We start from the raw sequence: 22,202 nt of genomic DNA on the forward strand, positions 1-22,202 counted from the left end.
GACAGAAGGTGAGGAGAAAACACTTAACCCACCAGCAGCCGGGCCGTCGGATAATCGACGATCAGCACATTGACATAACCGCCGCGCAGGGCTCCGCGAATCGCCTGGGCCTTCTCTTTGCCACCCGCCAGCGCCACCACCTGCTGACACTGTCTGACCTGTTCCAGTTCCATACCAATCACCGGATCTTCGTCGGCCTGCAGCACGGGCTGGCCCTGTTCGTCAAAATAATGCAGACAGATATCGCCGACCGCGCCGCGCGCTGCCAGCGTGCGCAACATGGTTGCATCGTAATAGTTACCGGAGTTGCGCAACAGGGCGGACGGCTCCAGGTCGCCGATGCCGACAATCGCCAGGTCTACTTCGCCGAACTTATTCAGCACCTCGGCCACCTCCGGATTGGCCGCCAGCCGCTGACGGTCGCTCACCGAATGTTCAATCGACTGCGAAGGCAGCAGCCAGGCCGGACAGTTCAGCAGCGCGGCCAGGTTTTGCGTCAGGATAGTCGCCTGCACGTTGCCGTTCGCCCCCACGCCGCCCAGGAGCTGAATCACCCCTTTGCATGAGGCATTCAGCGGATGCAACGCATCGACCATACAGCGAATGGTGCCGCTCCAGGAAGAGATGCCGATCAGCTCATCGGGGCGCAGTCGCGTCTCCAGATAGTGAGCCGCCGCCGATCCAATCGCCTGTTTAATTTCGCTGACAGAAGCCTGTTCTGCCACATCCACTACGATGGCCTGAGGTAACTGATAGGTTTGCTCGATCGCTTTTTCCAGTTCAGGAAAAACGTTGGCGGGGGGAACCACGCTAATTTTCACCACGCCTTCTTTCACACTGCGGGTCAGGATGCGTGAAACAAACGACTGGGACAGCTTAAGTAACTGCGCAATATCGGATTGCTTCCTGCCTTCGACATAGTAGAGCGTGGCAATTTTCACCATGAGCCGCTGTTCGTCCTGCTTCGCCATCTGTTTTTCCTCTCGTGTTCTGCCCGCCATTGTTAACCACTGACGTGAAAAGCACAATCCAGGGCAATTTGTGATCGTTTTCGCTTTTTATCACTTCGTGCATAGACGCCGTCGTTCGTCGGGCGCATAGTACTTGTGAATATAAAATCATTATTGAATATATATTCATAACTGTTAAGGCTGTTGTGTTTCTGCGCGTAATAGCAGGCGATGAAAGGGTAGGTTATTGCTGTCATCACGGCGAAAGAAGGGAGAGTTGTACTCTCTCTGAATATATATTCAAGTTCGACTTAAAATTCAAAGGTGAAATATGAATCCATTTACGCTTTCTGTGGATGCGCTCGAAAAAAAGGCCCGGGCCGTACGCCGCCGCATCATCCAGCTTAACGCGGGCAGTCCGGCAGGCGGGCATACCGGTGCCGATCTGTCACAGGTTGAGATTCTGACCGCGCTCTATTTTCGCATTCTGAATTGTGCACCGGATCGAACGGAAGACGATCAACGTGATATCTATATCCAGTCAAAAGGTCATGCTGTGGGAGGATACTATTGCGTGCTGGCGGAAGCCGGCTATTTCCCGCTGGACTGGCTGCCTACTTATCAACATGCCGATTCTGCGTTGCCGGGCCATCCGGTACGGCAGAAAACTCCGGGCGTTGAACTCAACACCGGTGCGCTGGGTCACGGATTGCCCGTGGCGGTGGGCATTGCGCTGGCGGCGAAAAAGAGCCACAGCCCGCGCCGTGTGTTTGTGGTGACCGGCGACGGTGAGCTGGCAGAAGGCAGCAACTGGGAAGCCGCGCTGGTAGCCGCGCACTATGGCCTGGATAACCTCATCATCATAAACGACAAGAACAAGCTGCAACTGGCGGGTGCAACGCGTGACATTCTCAATACCGATCCACTGGCAGAAAAATGGCGCGCCTTTGGTCTGGAGGTCAGGGAATGCAACGGCAATGACATGGCCGCAGTGGTGAATACGCTGGAAAACCTGCCTGTGAACGGTAAGCCACAGGTCATTATCGCGCACACCGAAAAGGGCTTTGGCATCTCGTTTATTCAGGGACAAGCCGAATGGCACCATCGGGTGCCGAAAGGGGACGAGATTGCGCGGGCACTGGAGGAATTAAACGATGAGTAATGCACAACACCTGGCCAACGTCATGGTCGACGCGTTAACAGATGCCGTACATCGCGGCATCGATGTGGTGCCGGTCGTGGCGGATTCGACCTCCACCGCGAAGATTGCGCCCTTTATTGACGCCTTTCCCGGTCGTCTGGTTAACGTCGGTATTGCAGAACAGGCGCTGGTCAGCACAGCCGCTGGCCTGGCGCTGGGCGGCAAAATCGCTGTGACCTGTAACGCCGCGCCCTTTCTGATTTCGCGCGCCAATGAGCAGATCAAAATCGATGTCTGCTACAACAATACTAACGTAAAGCTGTTTGGACTGAATGCCGGAGCCAGCTATGGTCCGCTTGCCAGCACCCATCACAGCATCGATGACATCGCCGTCATGCGTGGATTCGGCAATATCGAAATTTATGCGCCCGCCTGTCCAGTCGAGTGCCGCCAAATTATCGATTATGCGCTTGACCACAGGGGGCCGGTTTATATCCGGCTGGACGGCAAAGCGCTGCCGTCGTTGCACGACGAAAATTACCGCTTCCGGCCCGGTCAGATTGACCGGCTGCGAGAAGGCCACGATATTGCGCTTGTTGCCATGGGCTCGACGGTACATGAAGCCGTGACCGCCGCAGAGCAACTGGAAAAGCAGGGCGTTTCTGCCGCCGTGATTTCGGTTCCGTCCATTCGCCCCTGTAATACGCAGCAGCTGCACAATCTGCTCAGCCACTTCCGCGCCGTGATTACGGTGGAAGAGCATAACATTAATGGCGGCGTAGGCAGCCTGGTGGCGGAGGTGCTGGCGGAATACGGCTTGCCGGTTAAGCTTCTGCGGCTGGGGATTGCCAACGGCGAATATGCTATAGCCGGCGATCGGGCCGCCACGCGCGCGCACCATGGCATTGATGCCAGCAGCATCGCCGCGCAGGCGTTACGCCTCTGTGCAGGAGGCTGACGATGCGGGAGTCGGTGATTCTGGCCATTGATGAAGGCACCACCAATGCCAAAGCGGTCGCTGTCGATCGAAAGGGACGCATGGTGGCGCGCGGCAGTCAGGGTTTAACGTTACAACATCCGCAACCCGGCCTGGCAGAACAGGATCCCCAGGCGATATGGTCAGCCGTCAGGCAGGCCATCACCGACTGCCTGGCGCAGTGCGACGGAGCAAGCGTGGCAGGGGTGGCTATCAGTAACCAGCGCGAATCCGTACTGATCTGGCAGCGCCGTGATGGCGTGCCGTTAACGCCGCTGGTGAGCTGGCAGGATCGTCGGTCAGAATCGTTTTGCCGGGATTTACAGCAGTCGGGCAGCGCCGCGCGCATCAGCGCTCTGACGGGCCTGGCGGTCGATCCGATGTTCCCGGCCGCCAAACTGACCGGTATGCTGGCAGCCATACCGGACGGTTTCGCCCGTGCAGCGGCGGGGGAACTGTGCATCGGCACCGTGGACAGCTGGCTGACCTGGCAACTGACGGCGGGCACGACATTTGTGACCGATCATGCCAATGCCGCGCGCACGCAGCTTTACAGCCTGCACCGCAATGACTGGGACGATGAACTGCTGTCATTGTTCAGCCTGCCGCGTGCGGCGCTGCCACAGATTACCGCGTCGGCGAGCGTGGCAGGCATGATACGCGTGAGCGATATACCGGGACTCGCACCCGGCACACCGATTCTGGCGCGCATCGGCGATTCTCATGCCGCGCTTTATGCTCAGCGACGCGGCACGGCGGAAGTGGTCAAAGCCACTTACGGCACTGGATCATCGCTGATGATGTCGATGGCCACGCCGCTGCTGACCGATAACGGGCTCAGCACCACCGTTGCCTGGCACGACGGCCAGGCGCGCTTTGCCTTTGAAGGTAATATCACGCACACCGGGTCCGGGGCCGCCTGGCTGGGGACGATGCTGGGCATTCACGATCCCCGGCAACTTACGGCACTGGCTGAAGGCTGTGATGATAATCAGGGCTGCTATTTTGTTCCGGCGCTGTCGGGGCTGGGGGCGCCGTGGTGGGATCTCAAGGCCAGAGGCCTGATCTGCGGCCTGACCGATGCGGCCACGCCCGCCGTACTGGCGCGGGTGGCGCTGGAATCCATCTGCTGGCAGATTGCTGACGTGTTTTTTGCCATGGAAGAGGCCTGCGGCACAGCGCTTCCGGCCTTGTGCGTTGACGGCAGCGCCACGCAAAACCCCTGGCTGATGCAGTTTCAGGCCGACGTATTGCAACGTCCGCTGCACTGCGCGCCGACCGCCGAAGCCTCTGCGCTGGGGGCGGCACTGCTGGCAGGAAAAGGGCTGGGATGGTGGCAGCAGGGCGACGATATGCTGGCCTTGCAGGGCGGGCCGATCATCATGCCGCGCACCCATCTGGCGCAGCACATGCAGGATAACTATCAGGGCTGGAAAAACGCGGTGACCCGCTGTCGCTATCAGCCACAATGAACGGAAAATGAGGGCCAGACTGTAACAGCCAGCCCTCAGTACAGCGAGGTTAACGACTGACGCGTTGCGGGACAGTCTCTTCATCGTCCGGCACCGGTTTAAGATCGACCGGCGGTAAACTTCCGCCGCTGAATTCGACCTGACGGATCGGAAAGGCAAAGCGAATATTGCGTTCTTCCAGCGCCGCCATCAGTTGCAGGTTAATCTCCTGCTGAATATCCATATAGACGTTGTAGTCGGCGCTCAGCACAAAGTAGACCACTTCAAAGGTCAGCTTCGAGTCATCGAAGGCCAGAAAATGGGCGCGGTCAAAGCGCGTCATTTCAATGCCCTGAATGATGGTTTTCACCAGTTCGCTGATTTCTCGCACCTGCTCAGACGGCGTGGCGTAGCTGATACCGAATGTAAATACTAGACGACGTTGCTGCATCCGCTTGTAGTTATGAATCGTCTGCTGCAACAAAATGGTATTGGAACAGACGATCTGCTCACCGCTCAGGCTACGCAGTCGCGTGGTTTTCAGGCCAATATGCTCAATAGTGCCGGCAATATCGCCAAATACGATAAAATCGCCGTGCTCAAAAGGCTTATCAAAGCCAATCGCCAGGGAAGCAAACACATCACTCAGGACGGTCTGAATCGCCAGGGCGATGGCAATACCGCCCACGCCCAGACTGGCTACCAGCGCCGTGATATCGATGCCCATATTCGACAGAATCGCCAGCAGCATCATGACCCACACCACGACCCGCAACAGAATCCCCAGAATGACGGTGGTCACCGGATTGCGCACGTGAAGCGGATCGCGCAGCAGGCTTTTTAACCACAGGCGAATGCCGCAGTCGATCCACAACGCCAGTTGCACAATCAGCGCCAGGAACCAGCTGTGAGAAACTGTCGAGCGCCACGAGTCGGGCAAATCGATGAAACGCAGGGCAATCAGCAGCGAAAAAATCAGCAACAGCAGGTGGCTGGTGCTGCGCAGTATTTCCACCAGGATGCCGGTAAATCGGACGTGGCGGTCTTCGCTGAAGTGCGCAATGCGGTTGGACACGAAACTGATCAGGCTGCGCAGCAACCAGTAAATAACGAGGGTGGCAATGATGACGATGGCGCTGTTGATCCACAGCGTTTGATTAAAAAGAATGGACTGAAAATGACGCAAACTGAGCCAGTTTTCCATTGGGGAGTGTCTCCTTGCTGGTTCCGGTTAAACGAGAAAGCAAGGAAAGCATAGCCTGGATGCGCCGCGGATGTGCGGCGCGGAAAAGAGCGGAGGTTACTGGAAGCGTTGCGCTTTGTCGCGCGCCAGCCGCTCCAGGCTAAAAATCACCTGCTGCAACTGCCGTTCCTGATGGGGTTCGAGTGCCGTAAAACGGAAGCTCAGCCGCGGCGTAACTTTGGTTTCATTTTTACTGGTAATCATGCTGCGTTCACCAATATGCATTAACGTCGCATTGACGTTGAACTGACCGTATTCACCCAGTTCCACCTGCAGATTTTTAAAATCGTCGCCGCTTTTCAGGCCGTCCGGCATCGCGTCGTCCACCAGCACGCCGATACCGCCTAACGATAAATCCTGTAATCGCAGTCGGGCAGCCGAGCCGTCAGGCCATGTGCAGTGACACCAGAACTGCGGGTCCATCGGTGCGCTGATGCGGAAGAATTCACGCCGCTGAATTTGCCACAGCACCTCCGGTAACGTTGCCTGAAATGCAGGCAGGCCGTCGAATTCCGTTTTCTCCAGCCCAGGTAAGGCAAATTCAACCTTCGCGCCCTGGGTTTCGGCAAACACGGTAATATCGTTGCACTGCAGTGCGTAGTCGTTATCCAGATTATTACTGCCCAGATCAAAAACAATGCGGTTTTCATCCGCCGCCAGCATACGGCTGATAAACTGCCCACGTGAGAAATTCACCAGCAAAGGTGTTTGCGCCTGAAGCAGGTCTTTCATGACGCCCAGAACCGCCAGCGTGCCACGTTTGAGATAATGTTCTTTATCGGCTTCTTTCACTTGCTGGCCCCCGATGAGCAACGCTTTATCATTTATATTTATCCTGTTACTACCCGTTCGTTATCGGCTGACAATAATAAAGCTTTAACACAATAATCACTATCATAACCTTCACGCGCAGCATTTTTAAAAATTGCGACTATACTAAGCGCGTGAACCGCTTGATTAATCAGGCGATCGCCATTGACTAACCAAAAGGAAGGAGTAACAGATGGGTATTATTTCATGGATCATCTTTGGTTTAATCGCTGGTATCCTGGCGAAGTGGATCATGCCAGGCAAAGATGGTGGTGGATTCATCATTACTATTATTCTGGGTATCGTGGGTGCCGTTGTCGGTGGATGGATCAGTACCCGCTTAGGTTATGGAACTGTGGATGGATTCAACTTCGGTAGCTTCGTTATCGCGGTTATCGGCGCGCTTATTGTGCTGTTTATCTACCGCAAAGTACGCAGTTAACGTACGCAGTTAACGTACGCAGATAACCAAAAAAGGCCCGCCTCGCAGCGGGCCTTTTTTATGTTAACGCGATCTTTCGCCTGCTCGCTTTATTTCGCGCTGCTTTGCGCCTCGGGAATATCGTGGGCGCTGTTACAGGTTTTATCTTTCGGACAATATTTATCCAGCAATTTTAACGTGACCCCGTTCGTCCAGCCAAAACCGTCCTGAAGCGGATATTCACCACCGCCGCCGCCGCCAAGATTGTTGCCTTCGACCACGTATTTTTCGACCAGCTTATGCTCTTTATCGTACGTCAGCTGAACGTTACGCAGGAAACGCAGGCCCACCTGCTGCGCCAGTTGCGGCTTTTTATAGTGCTCCAGCCCTTCAACGGCCACCCACTGCAGCGGTGCCCAGCCGTTGGGAGCGTCCCATTGCTGGCCGTTGTTCACTGTGGTGGTCACCAGACCGCCCGGTTTCAGCAGCTGTTTTTCCACCGCGCTGGCGGTGCTGTCAGCCTGTTTGTCACTGGCAATCTGCATATAGAGCGGAAACAGCGTAGCAGCCGTTAGCTGCGGATGAATCTTACGCGTTTTCCAGTCGTAGTCGGCGTACCAGCCCTGTTTGCTGTCCCACAGATAGCGGTTAATCGCCGCCTGACGTTTTTCAGCCCGATCGGCAAAGGCTTTAGCCTGCGCATCCTGTTTATTCAGGCGATACGCCGTCGAGAGCGTTTTTTCCAGATGGAACATCAGGCTGTTGAGATCGACCGGGGCCAGTTGCGTGGTGCGGATGGTCGAAAGGTTATGCGCATCGGTAAACCAGCGTGAGCTGAAATCCCAGCCCGATGCCGCACCGGCGCGCAGATCGCGATATATCTCTGCTTTGTTGCGCTGTGGCGCTTTGTTTGCCGTTGCAATGTCGTCCATCCATGATTCGGTACGCGGCACGTCGCGTGCGTCCCAGTAGCGGTTCAGCACTGTCCCGTCGGCCAGTTTGACCACCCGCTTGCTGGCATTACCTGCGGCGACGCTGTCGCTGTCCGCCATCCAGTAATCGTACTCTTTTTGTAACTGCGGCAAATAACGCACATAGACGTTATCGCCTTCATGCGTCGCCAGCAGATCTACCATCAGGCTAAAGAATGGCGGCTGTGAGCGACTCAGATAGTAAGTGCGGTTGCCGTTGGGAATGTGGCCATAGCGATCCAGCAGCGAGGCGAAGTTGTCCACCATATCCTGCACTTTATCCCAGTGGCCGCTTTCCGCCAGGCCGAGCATGGTAAAGTAGCTGTCCCAGTAGTAAACCTCACGGAAACGCCCGCCTGGCACCACATAGGGTTTGGGCAACGGCAGCAACGAGTCATATTTTCCTGTGTTACTTGTCGTCCGCGTTAACACCGGCCACAGGCCGTTAATATGGTCACGAAGGTTCTGGCCCGCAGGCGGCACATATTTGTCACTGTCGGTGGGCAGGGTGAAATTCGCGGCGACGAAGCGCTTTAAATCAAAACCGCGCTGATTCTTCTGCATCTGCCAGTCGGCCAGAATGGAGGACGGATCATATTTAGGCACGGCATCTGCAAACGTCTTTTGGTCAGGGTAAAATTTTGCCTGTTGTACGGCATTGAACAACGGTCCTAAACGGACATCGGGCGGCTGGGGTTGACTGGTCAGTAATCGGGAATCCTCGGCTGCCCAGGTGCTGAAAACGGTCGCACTTAACAACACGCCAAGCAAAACGGGCGCATGACGTTGAGACCGTTTAGTCGTTGTTACCTCAGTGTTTCTCATCGGTGTTTCTCCTTGTCCGAAATGTGATCATGTGTCACGCATTGACCACTCTCCAACTTTAGACCTTAACCGCAATTTTCACCCTTTCGTCCGGCGGAAATGTGAAGCCGCGTAACTTATTGATGATCATAGCCTGCGAAATTTTGTGCTTTTTTTTCAGGCTCCGCTTGCCCTGAGACCACTTTTCCCCGAGGCTGAGAAAAAAAGAGGATCACTATGGACATCATCTGGTTTCATCCATCGCAACCTGCTGACGACTGGATCAGCGGGTTACAGCAGCGCTTAGCCCATGCACGTGTCCGTCACTGGACGACCGACGATACGTCCCCGGCAGATTATGCGCTGGTCCGTTCGCCGCCGCCGGCCATGCTGCGGGGCCGCAACGATCTGAAAGGGGTATTTGCGCTGGGGGCGGGCGTCGACGAAATTTTGCGTCAGCTGCAGCAAAACCCGGACATGCTGGCAGACAGTGTTCCCCTTTATCGTCTGGAAGACACGGGCATGGCGCAACAGATGCAGGAGTACGCGGTCTGTCGGGTGCTGGGCTGGTTTCGGCGCTTTGATGATTACCAACAGCAGCAGCAGTCGGCCCAGTGGCAACCGCTGCCGTCGTATTCGCGTGACCAGTTTCATATCGGGATTTTAGGCGCGGGCGTGCTGGGACAACAGGTGGCGAAAAGCCTGACGGCCTGGGGATTCCCGGTGCGCGTCTGGAGCCGTTCAGCCAAGCAGATTGCCGGTGTGACCAGCTTCGCCGGGCGCGACGCGCTGGACGATTTCCTGCGTGACACTCAGGTGCTGATCAATCTGCTGCCCAGCACCGCAGAAACGCGCAATCTGATTGATCAGAAACTGTTAGCCCGGTTGCCGCAGGGCGCGTTTTTCCTTAACCTCGCTCGTGGGGATCAGGTTGTGGAAGCCGATTTGCTCACCGCCCTGGATAGCGGGCAAATAAAGGGCGCCGCACTGGATGTTTTCCAGGTCGAGCCACTGCCTGCCGATCATCCGTTGTGGTTCCATCCGCGCGTCACAATTACTCCGCATAATGCGGCGGTCACCCTGAAAGAGGAAGCGATGGACTACATTGCCCGCGCGATTACTCAACTTGAAGCAGGTGAAAACCCACAGGGCTACGTCGATCGCCAACGTGGCTATTAACGATTCGGGCCGTAACCGGCCCCTACAGGAGCAGACAATGTATCCCGTCGATCTTCACATGCACACGGTTGCCAGCACCCACGCCTACAGCACGCTACATGATTATGTCGCGCAGGCTAAACTGAACGGCCTGAAACTGTTTGCCATCACCGATCACGGCCCGGATATGGCCGATGCACCGCACTACTGGCACTTTGTGAATATGCGCATCTGGCCCCGTATCATTGACGGCGTGGCGATCCTGCGCGGCATCGAGGCCAACATCAAAAACCAGCAGGGCGAAATCGACTGTTCCGGCCCGATGCTGGAATCGCTGGATCTGATTGTGGCGGGCTTCCACGAACCCGTCTATGCACCGCGCGACCTTACTCAGAATACCGAGGCGATGATTGCCGCCATGGCGGGAGGGTTAGTGCATATCATCAGCCATCCCGGTAACCCGAAATATCCCGTTGATATCCCGGCGATTACCGAAGCGGCCGCACACTACGATGTGGCGCTGGAGCTGAACAATTCCTCCTTTACCCATTCGCGTCCGGGCAGCGAACCGAACTGCCGGGCGATTGCCGAAGCCGTCGGCAAGGCGGGTGGACGCCTGGCCTTCGGCTCTGATTCCCATACGGCATTTACCCTGGGCAATTTTGAGCACTGCCTGCGTATCGCCAGAGAAGTGGATTTTCCGGAGGATCGCGTGTTAAATGTCACGCCGCGTCGCCTGCTCGATTTTCTGGCACTGCGCACGGGCAAGACGATCCCCGAGCTGGCGGACTTTTAATTTTTCTCCTTCAAGGAATTCTGACTCATGAATGAGTTTTCCATTCTGTGCCGCATTATCGGCTCGCTGTTTAACCGCCATCCGCAGGATCCCCTGCTGGCACCGCTGTTTACGCTGATTCGCGAAGGCAAACTGGCGGCGCAGTGGCCGCTGGAGCAGGATGCGCTGTTGAAACGGTTACAGCAGAGCAGCGATCCGCAGGCACTGACTGCCGACTATGAGGCGCTGTTTGTTGGCGAATCATGTAACGTTTCGCCCTTTGCCTCACACTGGCCGGAAGGAAAGCCGGAGTCCGAGATCCGCGCCTTTTTAACCTCGCGCGGTATGCCGCTGGGTGAAGCACCGACGGACCATTTTGGCGCGCTGTTGCTGGCGGCGTCATGGCTGGAAGATCAGTCTGCGGCAGACGAAAGCGCCGCTCAACTGGCGCTGTTTGATACGTTTCTGATGCCGTGGTGCGGCGCGTTCCTGGGCAAAGTCGAGGCGCATGCCACTACCGCCTTTTACCGCACCCTGGCCGAGCTGAGCCGTGAAGCGATTCAGGCCATGTACGATGAGCTGGTGGAAAGCGCCAGCGAGCAGGGCGACGACGCCTGATTTACCACGCCGCCGGATGGCTGCCGGGTGGGCAGCCGGGCGTGGCACACTTCAGGGCGGTGCCGGGCAGCCATGCGGCGGAGTGCAGACGTACGCCGATTCCCCACGGTGTAAGTTCCAGGCTGGGCTGATTGTCGCTGTGCTGCGGGATGATCCCCGAATGGGCCATGTCGCTGGCGTAACGGTGCTGCTCCAGCAGCCAGGCGGTGCGCGCCAGCGAGAGGCGCGTCTGACTGCCGCTGCCTTCATGAAGGCGCTGACGCAGACCGGCCAGCACGGCCGCCGCTATCAGGTAACCCGTGGCATGATCCAGCGCCTGAACCGGCAGAGGCACCGGTGCAGTATGTTGCTTCCAGCGCATGCCCTGTTCGGCAATACCGCAACCCATCTGCACCAGACTGTCGAAACCGCGCCGGTTGCGCCAGGGGCCCTGCCAGCCCCAGGCATTCAGGCCCACGTCCACCAGGCCGGGACACAGGCTTTGCAGCGATTCCGCATCAAATCCCAGCTTTTCCAGCGCATCGGCACGGTAACCGTGCACAAGCACATCGGCCTGTTTCAGCAACCAGATAAACTGCGCACGGTCAGCGGGCTGTTTCAGGTCCAGCACGGCGCGGCGCTTGCCGCAGGCGAGCTCCTCATCCGCGCCCGGCTCCTGCCAGCCGGGTGGATCGATACGCAACACATTTGCCCCCAGGCTGGCGAGAAAGCGCGTGGCCACCGGGCCCGCGATGATGCGCGTCAGATCCAGCACCCTGATGCCCAGTAACGGACGCGCGTCGGGCAACGCCCAGTCGACCGCAGGGCCTTCGGTCATGGTCTGCCGGGCAAACAACGGTTCATGTATGACGGCCAGTCCCTGCGGGTGCTGTCGCCAGGCTTCAGCACTGCGCATTTCGGCAGCGCAACCGCCAGCGTCAATCACGGCCTGCTCCAGCTCGGTAGCCTGCCACTGCGCCACTTCCCGCGCCAGCGCATCCCGATCCGGATGCTGACCCAGCACGCTCTCCATCGCCAGGCGATGGTGGGGCGCATTGGTATGCAGACGGATCCAGCCGTTGCGGCAGGCGTAATCGCCCGCGAAGGCATCCCACAGTGCGGGTGCAGGGCGGTTAAGCGGCATAAAACTGTGCTGGAACCAGCGTGAGGCAAGGCGGACATTGATCTGTGCACGGACAGGACGATTGAGTAATTCAGCGATGCCCTGCGTCGCTAATCCCAGACTGGTGGCCGCCAGTTCACTGACGGCATAGGCGGAGGAAAAGGCCGCGTGATCGGTGAAAACGGGCAGCGCGTGTGGCGCAGGGTTGCCATGCAATCCTTGCCACATCTGCTGCCAGAGTGCGTTGGCCAGATGATTCATGCTACAGGCTCCTGAAGCGGACGATTCCTGAAGCATAGCATGTGCCTTTAACGACGTCGTAAGCGCGGAAACCGGGCGTGCATGCGCAGATTACGCAGGTTGATTACCGCAATGGTAGTGCCGAGGATCACCAGCGAGGCACCAATAATTTTGAAACTGTTCAGGCTGTCGCCCAGCACCACAATGCCCATGATCACTGCCAGCACCGGTGTCAGCAGGGAGTAGGGCATAATCAGGTTAACGTTGTATTTCTTCAGCAGTGAATACCACAAGGTATAGGCGACTACCGAAGAGGCAATCGCACTGTAGAGAATGGCAAACCAGCCGCGCCAGCCCGCATGTTGCAGGGCATAAAGCTGGTGTGATTCGGACATATAGCTGGCCGCGCCGACAATGGGCAACGCCAGAAACGCGATCCAGCCCGTCATGGTCAGCGGCTTAATCGGGGGCGATTTTTTCACAATCAGATTGCTCACCGCCCAGCCCGTGGCGCTGCACAGCAGGATACAGAGCACCCACCAGGCGGGGATCGTCGGGCTGCCGGACAGCACCACTACACCGCTCAGCGAAATCATAATGCCGATAAGCTGGATAAGCCGCAGCTTCTCTTTCAGGAATACCATCGCCAGCAGCATCGCAATCGGCGTGCCCAGTTGCACCACAATCGCTCCTGTTCCGGCATCGGTGTAACGCATGCCGAGAAACAGCAGCGAGAAGTGCATAAAGCCAAACGTAAAGGCCAGCAGTAACAGCCAGGGAAACTGTTGACGGTTAATCCGGCAAAACGGTACCAGGACAATCGCCACGACGAAAAACCGCATCCAGGTCAGGAACAGGGGCGGTAAATCCACTAAGCCCCATTTCACCGCCACGTTATTAAAGGCCCAGATGGACACAACCATCAGAACCGTAAAGAAATGCCGCACTGCCACAATGTCATCCTTTGAAAAAACACGTTACCCGATAATCATGGCATGAACCCGCGCGGTTAAGACAATGATTAACGTTTTTTTTATTTAGTTAACTCTAAAAATTCATAAGACTTTTACAACAGTTGCTGTCAGACTGATTTTCCGAAACGTTAACGCCTGTGAGGATCCGATTCGGTATGACTTATGCACCTGCCTTGCCGCTTGCCCTGATTCAGTTAGATGTTCCTCCTGCCAGTGTGGTCGAAAAAATCGGTGAACAACCGGTCTGGTTTATTGATGCTCTGAATTTACAGCCTGAAGATTACCTTATCGTCCGTCCGCATCTGGGTGAGCCGTTGCCACAGTTTACTGAAATCTCCGGCGCGGTATTAAGCGGTTCGTGGGCAATGGTGACTGACCATGAGGAGTGGAGCGAACGCACCGCCGCCTGGGTTCGCGCGGGGATGGACGCGCAGTTGCCACTACTGGGCGTGTGCTACGGCCATCAGCTCATGGCGTATGCGCTGGGAGGTAAAGTCGCGGACAACCCTCATGGCTGGGAACGGGGATTACTGGCGCTGAACACGACGACCGCGGCGAAGCACGATCCCCTGCTTGCAACCCTGCCGGAACACTTCGAGGCCTGGCTTTCTCATCGTCAGTCGGTGGTGATACCGCCGCCGCAGTCGACGATTCTGGCACAGTCAGAAAAAGATCCCTGCCAGGTATTGCGCTATTCGCCGAATGCGCTGTCCATGCAGTTCCATCCCGAATTTGATCGCCAGATTATGGATGCCTGTCTGCCCGACGATGTAGACAGCGATGGCGCCGAACTGCAGGGGGCGGACTGGTCACGCAGCATTTTAACCCATTTCTGGCTGCAAACGCGCCCGGCAGTCGACAGCGCTCAGGGCGCATAGTGACGGGTGCAGCGGTAAACCCAGGCGGGCGGCACGTTTTTTAAAACCCGCTGACGTTCCCAGGTAAAGTAACGGGACAAATCGGGCTGGGTCAGGGATGTGTACTGAAACTGTACAAAGACGCCGTTGGGGCCCAGCGCGTGGAAAACCGCCTGTAAAATCGCCTCGCGCAGTTCCGGCGACAGCGACAGAAGCGGAAGGCCAGAAAAAATAGCGTCATAGCTGCCGTTCAGGTACTCCGCCGAACAGGTGCGTACCGTCATGCGTTCATCATCCAGCGCGTTAAGCTTTTGTGCCAGCGCGCTGCTGATTTCGAATACGTCCAGTGTGGCCTCAGGTGCCATCTTTGCCAGCAGGCGACGCGTCAGCACACCATCACCTGCGCCTAACTCAGCGATCCGGAATTGATGACGCCAGTCGACCGCTTCCACCATGGTGCGACACAGCGCTTCGGAAGACGGGGTGATGCTGCCCATCTTGCGCGGATTGCGGATGAACTGGTGGACGAAATCTGCTTTTGCGCGCATTAACGTGAAAGCCGAAGCCAACATGCTGACCTACCTCCAGAGTGAACATATCCTCATATTGACCTCATTCGCGCCGAAAGTTTCCAGTTAACAGGCGAAGCGGTAAAAAGTCGGAATTATCTGTAGTGGCTCTGGCGGGTATTTCCTTCGCCGCGGTCACAGTTTAGGGACAACAAACCTGTCAGGCTGGCGCTGATCGAATATGTTAACAACAAGTTTCATAGTTGTTTCACATCACACAGCGTAAGGAGATCCAGCATGCGTTATGCCGCTCCAGGAGAACAGGGTTCTCTCATCACTTTGCAGAAGCACTACGGCAATTTCATCAACGGCGAGTTTGTCGCCCCGGTAAACGGTAACTATTTTACCAATACGTCCCCCGTTAACGGCTCAGCCGCGGGCGAGTTTCCCCGATCGGACAAGGCCGATGTCGATAAGGCCGTGGCGGCGGCGGCCGCCGCCGCTGACGCATGGGGCAAAACCTCACCTCAGCAACGTGCGCTGGTACTGTTAAAAATTGCTGACCGCCTGGAAGAAAATCTGGAATACATGGCGGTCAATGAAACCTGGGATAACGGTAAGCCGGTGCGGGAAACGCTGGCTGCGGATATGCCGCTGGCGGTGGATCATTTCCGTTATTTCGCCGGTTGCGTCAGGGCGCAGGAGGGCAGCGCAGCTGAAATCGACGAGTTTACCGCCGCCTATCACTTCCACGAGCCACTGGGCGTGGTGGCGCAGATTATTCCGTGGAACTTCCCGCTGCTGATGGCGGCCTGGAAGCTGGCACCGGCACTGGGTGCGGGCAACTGCGTGGTGCTTAAACCGGCAGAACAAACGCCGCTGTCGATCACGCTGTTTGTTGAACTGATTCAAGATCTGCTGCCGCCCGGTGTGGTGAACGTGGTTCACGGCTACGGAAAAGAAGCCGGTGAGGCGCTGGCCTCGCATCCCGGTATTGCCAAGGTGGCCTTTACCGGATCGACGGCGACGGGCGGACACATTCTGGAGCTGGCGGCGAAAAGCCTGATCCCGTCCACCGTTGAGCTGGGCGGTAAATCACCTAACATCTTCTTCGAAGACATTATGCAGGCCGAAGAGAGCTTCATTGAAAAAGCGGCAGAGGGCGTAGTACTGGGCTTCCTGAATCAGGGCGAAGTCTGTACCTGCCCGTCGCGCGCGCTGGTGCAGGAATCCATCTATGAGCCCTTTATGGCGGCGGTGCTTAAACGTATCAAAACCATCAGACGCGGCGATCCGCTGGATACGGAGACCATGGTCGGTGCTCAGGCGTCACAGCAGCAGTTCGACAAAATACTCTCGTATCTGGAGATTGCCCGTCAGGAAGGGGCCGAAATCCTCACCGGCGGCGGCGTTGAAAAGCTCGACGATGCACTTGCCAGCGGCTACTACATCCAGCCGACGCTGCTGAAAGGCAACAACAGCATGCGCGTCTTCCAGGAGGAGATCTTTGGGCCGGTTGTCGGCATCACTACCTTTAAAGACGAGGCAGAAGCTATCGCCATCGCCAATGATTCCATCTATGGGCTGGGCGCGGGCGTCTGGACGCGGGATATCAACCGCGCCTATCGGGTGGGCCGTGCGATCAAAGCCGGTCGCGTCTGGACTAACTGTTACCATCTCTATCCTGCCCATGCCGCCTTTGGCGGGTACAAGAAATCGGGCATTGGTCGTGAAACCCACAAGATGATGCTTGATCACTATCAGCAGACTAAAAACCTGCTAGTGAGTTACAGCATTCAGCCACTTGGCTTCTTCTGACCTGGTGCGGCGTGCCCTGTGCACGCCGCATTTTCCTCTGATTGTTGTCATATAAGCGTAATCTGCTTGTGACAGGGTGATTAGCGGCTATTATCGATCCTTCGCAGTGATCATTTCGTGCCTGTGTTGACTGGATTACCTGCTTCACTATGGATAACTGAACAGAGACGATTTATGCAAAATGCTTACGACTATCTGAACCTGATGGATGAGGTGCTCGACGGACCGGAAGAGAGCATCATCATCGTTAATCTGCCTGAACGGCACAGCGCTTACCCGTCTTGTGCGCAACAACCTGATGCGCCTTTCTCCGCACGCGCACCCCAACAGGCCGCCAGACCGCGTCGGGACGGCGTGTTCTGACAGGACGTTCACGTCGGGTCACGCAGGTTATGTCGGCCAGACGCCGCACTCGTCCGACTTATCTGCGCCCTGGTCAGGCGGTCAGGACACCACCGTCATGCTGGCCGCATAACCTGATCGCCCGTTACACAGTCAATTTCCCTTATGCCTGCTCAGTCACCCGCCTGCGCCGGTGCACTCACTGCTCTGCACCTGTAACAAAGTGTGACCAAAAACGATACGAAGGCCGGACGCGAAAATTATCTTTTCGTGCCAGTTCTGGGGCAGTATCAATAAGAAAACTTAACCATTCCTAAACCAGCGGCAAAGAGTTCGCACGCGTTGATAACTTCTGCGCCATACCTGTCTTGTGGTTGTCATCAAAATTTACATATCACATAAATAAAATTTAACTTTCCCCGCTATACATTCCTTAGGACAGTGCATGTCGGCGACTTTATCAGCAAGGAACGAGGTAGTGTATTTATGAGTAAATTAACCCGAAGAAGTTTTATGGCTTTTGCGGCGGGCGGCACCGTCGCGCTGGCGGCCGGACAGGTGCACGCGCATGACAGCATCCAGTCTTTTTCCGGCGGGGGCCGCGATCCCGGCCCGCACGATCCGATCCGCGAAGCCGAAAACCCGGATATCGTGAATCCACCGGCGACGGACAGCGGCACGTTACCGAATCTGCGCTTTTCCTTCAGTGACGCGCACGTACGTAAAAGCAGCGGTGGATGGACCCGCCAGGTCACTCAACGTGAGCTCGGCGTCTCCACCACGATTGCGGGCGTGGATATGCGCCTCAATGCAGGGGGCATTCGTGAGCTGCACTGGCATAAAGAGGGCGAATGGGCCTACATGACCTATGGCAACGCCCGCGTCACGGCGTTTGATACCGACGGCACCTGGTTCGTGGACGATATTGGCGTGGGTGATTTGTGGTATTTCCCGCCGGGCATTCCGCACTCTATTCAGGGCCTGGGGCCGGACGGCTGTGAGTTCCTGCTGGCCTTTGACAACGGTGGATTCGATGAAGACAGCACCTTCCTGCTGTCCGACTGGTTTAAACATATTCCGCCCGAGATCCTGGCGAAAAACTTTAAGGTCCCTGTCTCAACCTTTGCGAAACTACCGTCGCCGCAGGACGAATATATCTTTGCCGCACCGGTGCCCGGCAGCCTGTCATCGGTGCAGGTGCAAGGGGCAACCAAAGCCAAACGCACCTTTACTCACCGTATGCTGGCGCAGGACCCGATCAAAGCGCCAGGCGGCACGGTCCGCATCACCGACTCTTCCACCTTTAAGGTCTCCAAAACCATTGCGGCGGCACTGGTCGAGATCGAACCCGGTGGCTTGCGTGAGCTGCACTGGCATCCAAACAACGATGAGTGGCAATACTATCTGGAAGGCGAAGGACGCATGGGCGTGTTTGGTTCATCCGGCCAGGCCAGAACCTTTGATTACCGGGCCGGAGATGTCGGCTATGTGCCGTTCGCCATGGGGCACTATGTGGAAAACACCGGCAAGGGGCCGCTGCGGTTCCTGGAGCTGTTCAAAAGCGATTATTACGCTGACATTTCACTGAATCAATGGCTGGCCGGTACGCCACGCGACCTGGTGAAACAACACCTGCAACTGGACGATGCGTTTATGGATGCGTTGTCGTTGCAGAAAAACCCGGTAGTGAAATAGCCAGGCGGGCGCATCCGTCTTCAGGATGCGCCGGTATCCGCACTAAAAATCCGGTTCTGCTGCGGGGCTGGCCTGATGAAAAATCATCTGCCAGCCTTGCGTTGCGTGGTACACCCAATGGGACGACCGCCATGCGGCATGGCGGCCATCGGGTCTTGCGGTACGGTAAAGCAACAGGGCGTGATGTGTTCCTGTCTGTATCAGCTGAAAATCGCGGCTGACGATTGCCGGCGCATGCGCTTCAGCTTGTAAGGCCGCAATCGTCTGCGCGCGATTCACCCGCACGCCCGAGCGGGTAATTTCCTGAAATTCAGGATGCAGTCGCTGCGCCAGCCAGGCTGCATCGTAACGTTTTTCCTGATGCAGACTGCATTCCAGCGCCGTCAACGCGGCAAGCAGTGTCTGATAGCGTCCTGTCTCCGTCTCAAAGGGGGCGGAGTGATGTATCACTGCCACCTGAGAATCGAGCTGAATCGCGGGATAGTGCTCCTGCATGCCCGCCAGCAGTTCCGCATCGGGCCATTCCTCATCTTTGCCCAGATGCTGCGCGACGGATGACAGCGGCATCATGACAACCCGTTCAACAGTCACTATGACGCTGTCAGCAGGATCTTCGTGGTTGATATAACGCAGTGGACCGGGCGTAATGGCCTGTTCCTGCCAGCGTATCGTATGCCGTTTGTTGCCCGCCCGCACCGCTGTCATCAGGCGAGGCACAATGTGCAGCATTTGCATCACTTCACTCCGTGAGCCCTGGATGGACGTTAACCCTGGCCTGGCTGAGTCTCAGGGCGCAAAGCGCGACAGCCAGATTTGGCGCAGTTCCCGGGCCTGCAACGATACTGCCGCCGTCTCACTGCCGTGAAAACCATGAAACGCGCCCGGCCAGACGTGCAACTCCACGGCAACCCCGGCGCGGATTAACCGCTGTGCATAGTCGAGGTTCTCATCCAGAAACAGATCCAGCGTACCCACGCCAATCCAGGCCGGGGGAAGCCCGCGCAGGTCTGTGGCGCGAGCGGGGGCCGCATAAGGCGAAACGGCTTCGCCACCGGGCGCTTCGCCCAGCAGCGCCGACCAGCCGATGCGGTTGTATTCCCGCGTCCAGACAAACTCGCCGGTCACGGGATTGGGGTGGGTTTCGGTGACCGTGCGGTCATCCAGCATCGGGAACATCAGATTCTGAAAGGCCAGCGTGGGGCCATTCCGATCGCGGGTGAACAGCGCCAGTGAGGCTGCCAGCCCGGCACCGGCGCTGTCGCCCATAACACCGATACGTGCCGGATCAATGCCCAGCATCGCGGCTTCATTCACCATCCAGTTCAGCACCTGATAGCTGTCTTCCAGCGATCCCGGAAATACGGTTTCCGGTGACAGCCGATAGTCCACCGAGACCACCACACAGTTATGTCGCCGTGCCGTCGCGCTGGTCAGCGACAGAGACTGCTCCGGGCTGCCAAACAGATGACCGCCGCCATGAAGATGTAATATGCCCATGCGTTTACCGGCGGCCGCAACGGGCGTGATCACACAGACTCTGACCGACGGATGGCCGGGAAACGCGATCAGGTGTTCATCAATGTTCAGCCCCTGGTCGCGGTACGACTGGACCTGCTTAAGCGCAGCATCCTGGCGCTGCTGGCGTAGCGTAATGATTGCGTCAGGCGTGAGTTCCAGCGGCGCGCTGTTAGCGAGCAGGGGACGTAGCTCGGGATCGACGAGATGCAGCGTGTTCAACTTAACCCTCTCTTCAGGTTGATGTGACAGCAACGTGTTTCTGCCAGATATGCATGGTAGCGGCTGAGATCAAAATGACCTGCTGACAGCGACTGCCAGCAGGTCACAGCAATGGCGTTCAACCGGCTTAATGACCCGTGTCTTCGCCATTAGAGGCTATCAGTTTTTTATACCAGTGATAGCTCTTTTTTAAGGTACGTTTCTGCGTGCCATTGCCCATATCGTCCTGATCCACGTAGATAAACCCATAACGTTTAGACATCTGCGCCGTACCTGCGCTCACCACGTCAATCGGTCCCCACCAGGTGTAGCCAAACAGGGGAACGCCATCCGCAATGGCCTCTTTCATTTGCGCGACGTGCTGGCGCAGGTAGTCAATGCGGTAATCGTCATCAATACTGCCATCGGCCTTGACGGTATCCACTGCGCCCAGGCCGTTTTCGGCAATAAAGAGCGGCTTTTGATAGCGATCATACAGCTGATTCAGTGCCAGTCGCAGGCCTTTGGGATCGATTTGCCAACCCCATTCACTGGTTTCCAGGTGTGGATTTCTGATGCCGCCGGTGATCAGATTGCCCTGCGCGCCGGTGAGTTTTTCAGGATGGGCGCTGACCGTGCTGGACATGTAATAGCTAAAGGAAACAAAGTCCACCGGATGTTGCCGCAGGATTTCATCGTCGCCCACGGCTTTAATCAGCTGTACGCCTTTTTCCGCCAGCATTCTTTCTGCATAAGCCGGATAGTAGCCGCGTGCCTGCACATCGCTAAAAAACAACGACACGCGCTGCATCTCTTCGCACGCCTGCACATCATCCGGATGGCAGGTGTGCGGATACAGGATTTGATAGCTGATCATACAGCCCACCTGCGCACCGGGAATAATGGCGTGGCAAGCCTTTGTCGCCAGCGCGCTGGCGACAAACTGATGATGGGCACCCTGGTATTTATCCTGTTCAATATGCGGGTGACCTTCTTCAATTACGCCAATGCTCACGTAAGGGTGATGCTTAACACAGTTGATCTCGTTGAACGTCATCCAGTATTTCACTTTTTTGCGATAGCGCATGAAAACTGTGGTGGCAAAACGCACATAGAAATCTACCAACTGGCGATTGGGCCAGCCGCCGTAATCCGTCACCAGCGCAAGCGGCATTTCGTAATGTGACAATGACACAATCGGTTCGATCCCGTGAGCGAGCAGAGCATCCAGCACTGCATCATAAAACTGCAGGCCCGCCTCGTTGGGTTCTGCTTCATCGCCGCGTGGAAAGATGCGCGTCCAGGCAATCGACATCCTGAAGCACCTGAATCCCATCCCGGCGAACAGCGCGATATCCTCTTTAAAGTGGGTGTAAAACCCGTTGCCTTTACGTTTGGGATAATATTTTTTGCTCTCCGGATTCTGTGCTTCCGCTACCTGCGCATGGGTCATGCTTAACCACTGATCCAGCCACTGGTCTTGTGGTGTGGATGCGTCAAAGGTGTACACATCCGATACGGACAGCCCTTTACCGCCGACATGCCAGGCGCCCTCAAGCTGATTCGCGGCCGTGGCACCGCCCCACAGAAAACCTTCGGGAAAAGAGGGTGAATACGTCATGCTTTGCTCC

At 56.8% G+C, this 22,202-nt stretch carries 21 protein-coding genes; 11 read left to right on the forward strand and 10 right to left on the reverse strand.

Annotated features, from left to right (window positions below; all coding sequences use genetic code 11):
* Nucleotides 1-23: 23 nt before the first annotated feature.
* Nucleotides 24-971 carry a sugar-binding transcriptional regulator gene (locus C1N64_RS10470; protein WP_324028564.1) on the reverse strand — a complete coding sequence of 316 codons (948 nt, stop codon included), beginning with the start codon at nt 969-971 and terminating at the stop codon, nt 24-26.
* A gap of 310 nt (nt 972-1,281) precedes the next feature.
* Here C1N64_RS10470 and C1N64_RS10475 point away from each other — a divergent pair, with 310 nt between their 5' ends.
* The 3 genes from C1N64_RS10475 to C1N64_RS10485 are packed head-to-tail and all read left to right on the forward strand — an operon-like array spanning nt 1,282 to nt 4,539.
* Complete coding sequence (locus C1N64_RS10475) at nt 1,282-2,112, forward strand: transketolase (protein ID WP_006119710.1); 831 nt, start codon at nt 1,282-1,284, stop codon at nt 2,110-2,112.
* A complete protein-coding gene (locus C1N64_RS10480; protein ID WP_006119709.1) occupies nt 2,105-3,049 on the forward strand; it encodes a transketolase family protein in 945 nt (314 codons plus the stop codon). The genes C1N64_RS10475 and C1N64_RS10480 overlap by 8 nt, the downstream gene beginning before the upstream one ends.
* Before the next feature lie 2 nt (nt 3,050-3,051).
* Nucleotides 3,052-4,539, forward strand: coding sequence for an FGGY family carbohydrate kinase (locus C1N64_RS10485; protein ID WP_283787185.1), 1,488 nt, complete (start codon nt 3,052-3,054; stop codon nt 4,537-4,539).
* A gap of 49 nt (nt 4,540-4,588) precedes the next feature.
* Here the strand turns inward: C1N64_RS10485 and C1N64_RS10490 are convergent, their stop codons facing one another.
* Together C1N64_RS10490 and C1N64_RS10495 are read right to left on the reverse strand one after the other, a co-directional pair.
* Entirely contained in the window at nt 4,589-5,722 is a 1,134-nt protein-coding gene (locus C1N64_RS10490; protein ID WP_110267667.1) for a mechanosensitive ion channel family protein, read from the reverse strand.
* Nucleotides 5,723-5,818: 96 nt separating this feature from the next.
* The gene (locus C1N64_RS10495) at nt 5,819-6,553 is read right to left on the reverse strand and encodes a flagellar brake protein (RefSeq protein ID WP_006119706.1); all 735 of its coding nucleotides are present in this window, start codon (nt 6,551-6,553) and stop codon (nt 5,819-5,821) included.
* A 211-nt stretch (nt 6,554-6,764) separates the two neighbouring features.
* Between C1N64_RS10495 and C1N64_RS10500 the strand changes: the two genes are divergently transcribed.
* On the forward strand, nt 6,765-7,013 hold the full coding sequence (locus tag C1N64_RS10500; RefSeq protein ID WP_367143151.1) for a GlsB/YeaQ/YmgE family stress response membrane protein: 249 nt from the start codon (nt 6,765-6,767) through the stop codon (nt 7,011-7,013).
* An 89-nt stretch (nt 7,014-7,102) separates the two neighbouring features.
* On the opposite strand, the gene treA is transcribed toward C1N64_RS10500, so the two are convergent.
* Nucleotides 7,103-8,788, reverse strand: a complete 1,686-nt coding sequence (gene treA / locus C1N64_RS10505) for an alpha,alpha-trehalase TreA (protein ID WP_324028563.1) — start codon at nt 8,786-8,788, stop codon at nt 7,103-7,105.
* 216 nt (nt 8,789-9,004) lie between these two features.
* Between treA and ghrA the strand changes: the two genes are divergently transcribed.
* The 3 genes from ghrA to C1N64_RS10520 are packed head-to-tail and all read left to right on the forward strand — an operon-like array spanning nt 9,005 to nt 11,318.
* The gene (ghrA, locus tag C1N64_RS10510) at nt 9,005-9,946 is read left to right on the forward strand and encodes a glyoxylate/hydroxypyruvate reductase GhrA (protein ID WP_394515481.1); all 942 of its coding nucleotides are present in this window, start codon (nt 9,005-9,007) and stop codon (nt 9,944-9,946) included.
* 37 nt (nt 9,947-9,983) lie between these two features.
* Complete coding sequence (locus C1N64_RS10515; RefSeq protein ID WP_006119703.1) at nt 9,984-10,721, forward strand: phosphatase; 738 nt, start codon at nt 9,984-9,986, stop codon at nt 10,719-10,721.
* A gap of 27 nt (nt 10,722-10,748) precedes the next feature.
* Nucleotides 10,749-11,318, forward strand: coding sequence for a TorD/DmsD family molecular chaperone (locus C1N64_RS10520; RefSeq protein ID WP_006119701.1), 570 nt, complete (start codon nt 10,749-10,751; stop codon nt 11,316-11,318).
* Between the two features lies 1 nt (nt 11,319).
* On the opposite strand, the gene C1N64_RS10525 is transcribed toward C1N64_RS10520, so the two are convergent.
* Nucleotides 11,320-12,681 (reverse strand): CoA transferase, encoded by a 1,362-nt coding sequence (locus C1N64_RS10525; RefSeq protein ID WP_394515482.1) that lies wholly within the window; start codon nt 12,679-12,681, stop codon nt 11,320-11,322.
* Between the two features lie 47 nt (nt 12,682-12,728).
* On the reverse strand, nt 12,729-13,613 hold the full coding sequence (locus tag C1N64_RS10530) for a DMT family transporter (RefSeq protein WP_006119699.1): 885 nt from the start codon (nt 13,611-13,613) through the stop codon (nt 12,729-12,731).
* Nucleotides 13,614-13,789: 176 nt separating this feature from the next.
* On the opposite strand from C1N64_RS10530, the gene C1N64_RS10535 reads away from it, so the two are divergent.
* Entirely contained in the window at nt 13,790-14,512 is a 723-nt protein-coding gene (locus C1N64_RS10535; RefSeq protein ID WP_394515483.1) for a glutamine amidotransferase, read from the forward strand.
* Here C1N64_RS10535 and C1N64_RS10540 read toward each other — a convergent pair.
* Nucleotides 14,500-15,063 carry a class I SAM-dependent methyltransferase gene (locus tag C1N64_RS10540; RefSeq protein ID WP_039340985.1) on the reverse strand — a complete coding sequence of 188 codons (564 nt, stop codon included), beginning with the start codon at nt 15,061-15,063 and terminating at the stop codon, nt 14,500-14,502. The two genes, C1N64_RS10535 and C1N64_RS10540, sit on opposite strands and share 13 nt — an antisense overlap.
* A gap of 234 nt (nt 15,064-15,297) precedes the next feature.
* On the opposite strand from C1N64_RS10540, the gene C1N64_RS10545 reads away from it, so the two are divergent.
* The 3 genes from C1N64_RS10545 to C1N64_RS10555 all read left to right on the forward strand — a co-directional run bounded on the left by C1N64_RS10545 (nt 15,298) and on the right by C1N64_RS10555 (nt 18,855).
* Nucleotides 15,298-16,818 (forward strand): acetaldehyde dehydrogenase ExaC, encoded by a 1,521-nt coding sequence (locus C1N64_RS10545; RefSeq protein ID WP_006119696.1) that lies wholly within the window; start codon nt 15,298-15,300, stop codon nt 16,816-16,818.
* A gap of 174 nt (nt 16,819-16,992) precedes the next feature.
* A complete protein-coding gene (locus C1N64_RS10550) occupies nt 16,993-17,181 on the forward strand; it encodes a hypothetical protein (RefSeq protein ID WP_039340978.1) in 189 nt (62 codons plus the stop codon).
* A 465-nt stretch (nt 17,182-17,646) separates the two neighbouring features.
* Nucleotides 17,647-18,855, forward strand: coding sequence for a cupin domain-containing protein (locus C1N64_RS10555; protein WP_033737503.1), 1,209 nt, complete (start codon nt 17,647-17,649; stop codon nt 18,853-18,855).
* A 42-nt stretch (nt 18,856-18,897) separates the two neighbouring features.
* Here the strand turns inward: C1N64_RS10555 and C1N64_RS10560 are convergent, their stop codons facing one another.
* The 3 genes from C1N64_RS10560 to C1N64_RS10570 form a co-directional block, all read right to left on the reverse strand.
* Nucleotides 18,898-19,590, reverse strand: a complete 693-nt coding sequence (locus tag C1N64_RS10560; protein WP_394515484.1) for a DUF4440 domain-containing protein — start codon at nt 19,588-19,590, stop codon at nt 18,898-18,900.
* Between the two features lie 51 nt (nt 19,591-19,641).
* On the reverse strand, nt 19,642-20,592 hold the full coding sequence (locus tag C1N64_RS10565; RefSeq protein ID WP_058701358.1) for an alpha/beta hydrolase: 951 nt from the start codon (nt 20,590-20,592) through the stop codon (nt 19,642-19,644).
* Nucleotides 20,593-20,719: 127 nt separating this feature from the next.
* Nucleotides 20,720-22,192, reverse strand: a complete 1,473-nt coding sequence (locus C1N64_RS10570) for a glycoside hydrolase family 1 protein (RefSeq protein WP_164483154.1) — start codon at nt 22,190-22,192, stop codon at nt 20,720-20,722.
* Nucleotides 22,193-22,202: the final 10 nt, after the last annotated feature.

It is taken from the genome of Pantoea sp. SGAir0215, from assembly GCF_043543215.1.

Coding starts and splice junctions, on each gene's coding strand:
- C1N64_RS10470 (WP_324028564.1), bottom strand. CDS start 971: ATGGCGAAGCAGGACGAACAGCGGCTCATGGTGAAAATTGCCACGCTC.
- C1N64_RS10475 (WP_006119710.1), top strand. CDS start 1,282: ATGAATCCATTTACGCTTTCTGTGGATGCGCTCGAAAAAAAGGCCCGG.
- C1N64_RS10480 (WP_006119709.1), top strand. CDS start 2,105: ATGAGTAATGCACAACACCTGGCCAACGTCATGGTCGACGCGTTAACA.
- C1N64_RS10485 (WP_283787185.1), top strand. CDS start 3,052: ATGCGGGAGTCGGTGATTCTGGCCATTGATGAAGGCACCACCAATGCC.
- C1N64_RS10490 (WP_110267667.1), bottom strand. CDS start 5,722: ATGGAAAACTGGCTCAGTTTGCGTCATTTTCAGTCCATTCTTTTTAAT.
- C1N64_RS10500 (WP_367143151.1), top strand. CDS start 6,765: ATGGGTATTATTTCATGGATCATCTTTGGTTTAATCGCTGGTATCCTG.
- treA (WP_324028563.1), bottom strand. CDS start 8,788: ATGAGAAACACTGAGGTAACAACGACTAAACGGTCTCAACGTCATGCG.
- ghrA (WP_394515481.1), top strand. CDS start 9,005: ATGGACATCATCTGGTTTCATCCATCGCAACCTGCTGACGACTGGATC.
- C1N64_RS10515 (WP_006119703.1), top strand. CDS start 9,984: ATGTATCCCGTCGATCTTCACATGCACACGGTTGCCAGCACCCACGCC.
- C1N64_RS10520 (WP_006119701.1), top strand. CDS start 10,749: ATGAATGAGTTTTCCATTCTGTGCCGCATTATCGGCTCGCTGTTTAAC.
- C1N64_RS10525 (WP_394515482.1), bottom strand. CDS start 12,681: ATGAATCATCTGGCCAACGCACTCTGGCAGCAGATGTGGCAAGGATTG.
- C1N64_RS10535 (WP_394515483.1), top strand. CDS start 13,790: ATGACTTATGCACCTGCCTTGCCGCTTGCCCTGATTCAGTTAGATGTT.
- C1N64_RS10540 (WP_039340985.1), bottom strand. CDS start 15,063: ATGTTGGCTTCGGCTTTCACGTTAATGCGCGCAAAAGCAGATTTCGTC.
- C1N64_RS10545 (WP_006119696.1), top strand. CDS start 15,298: ATGCGTTATGCCGCTCCAGGAGAACAGGGTTCTCTCATCACTTTGCAG.
- C1N64_RS10550 (WP_039340978.1), top strand. CDS start 16,993: ATGCAAAATGCTTACGACTATCTGAACCTGATGGATGAGGTGCTCGAC.
- C1N64_RS10555 (WP_033737503.1), top strand. CDS start 17,647: ATGAGTAAATTAACCCGAAGAAGTTTTATGGCTTTTGCGGCGGGCGGC.
- C1N64_RS10560 (WP_394515484.1), bottom strand. CDS start 19,590: ATGCAAATGCTGCACATTGTGCCTCGCCTGATGACAGCGGTGCGGGCG.
- C1N64_RS10570 (WP_164483154.1), bottom strand. CDS start 22,192: ATGACGTATTCACCCTCTTTTCCCGAAGGTTTTCTGTGGGGCGGTGCC.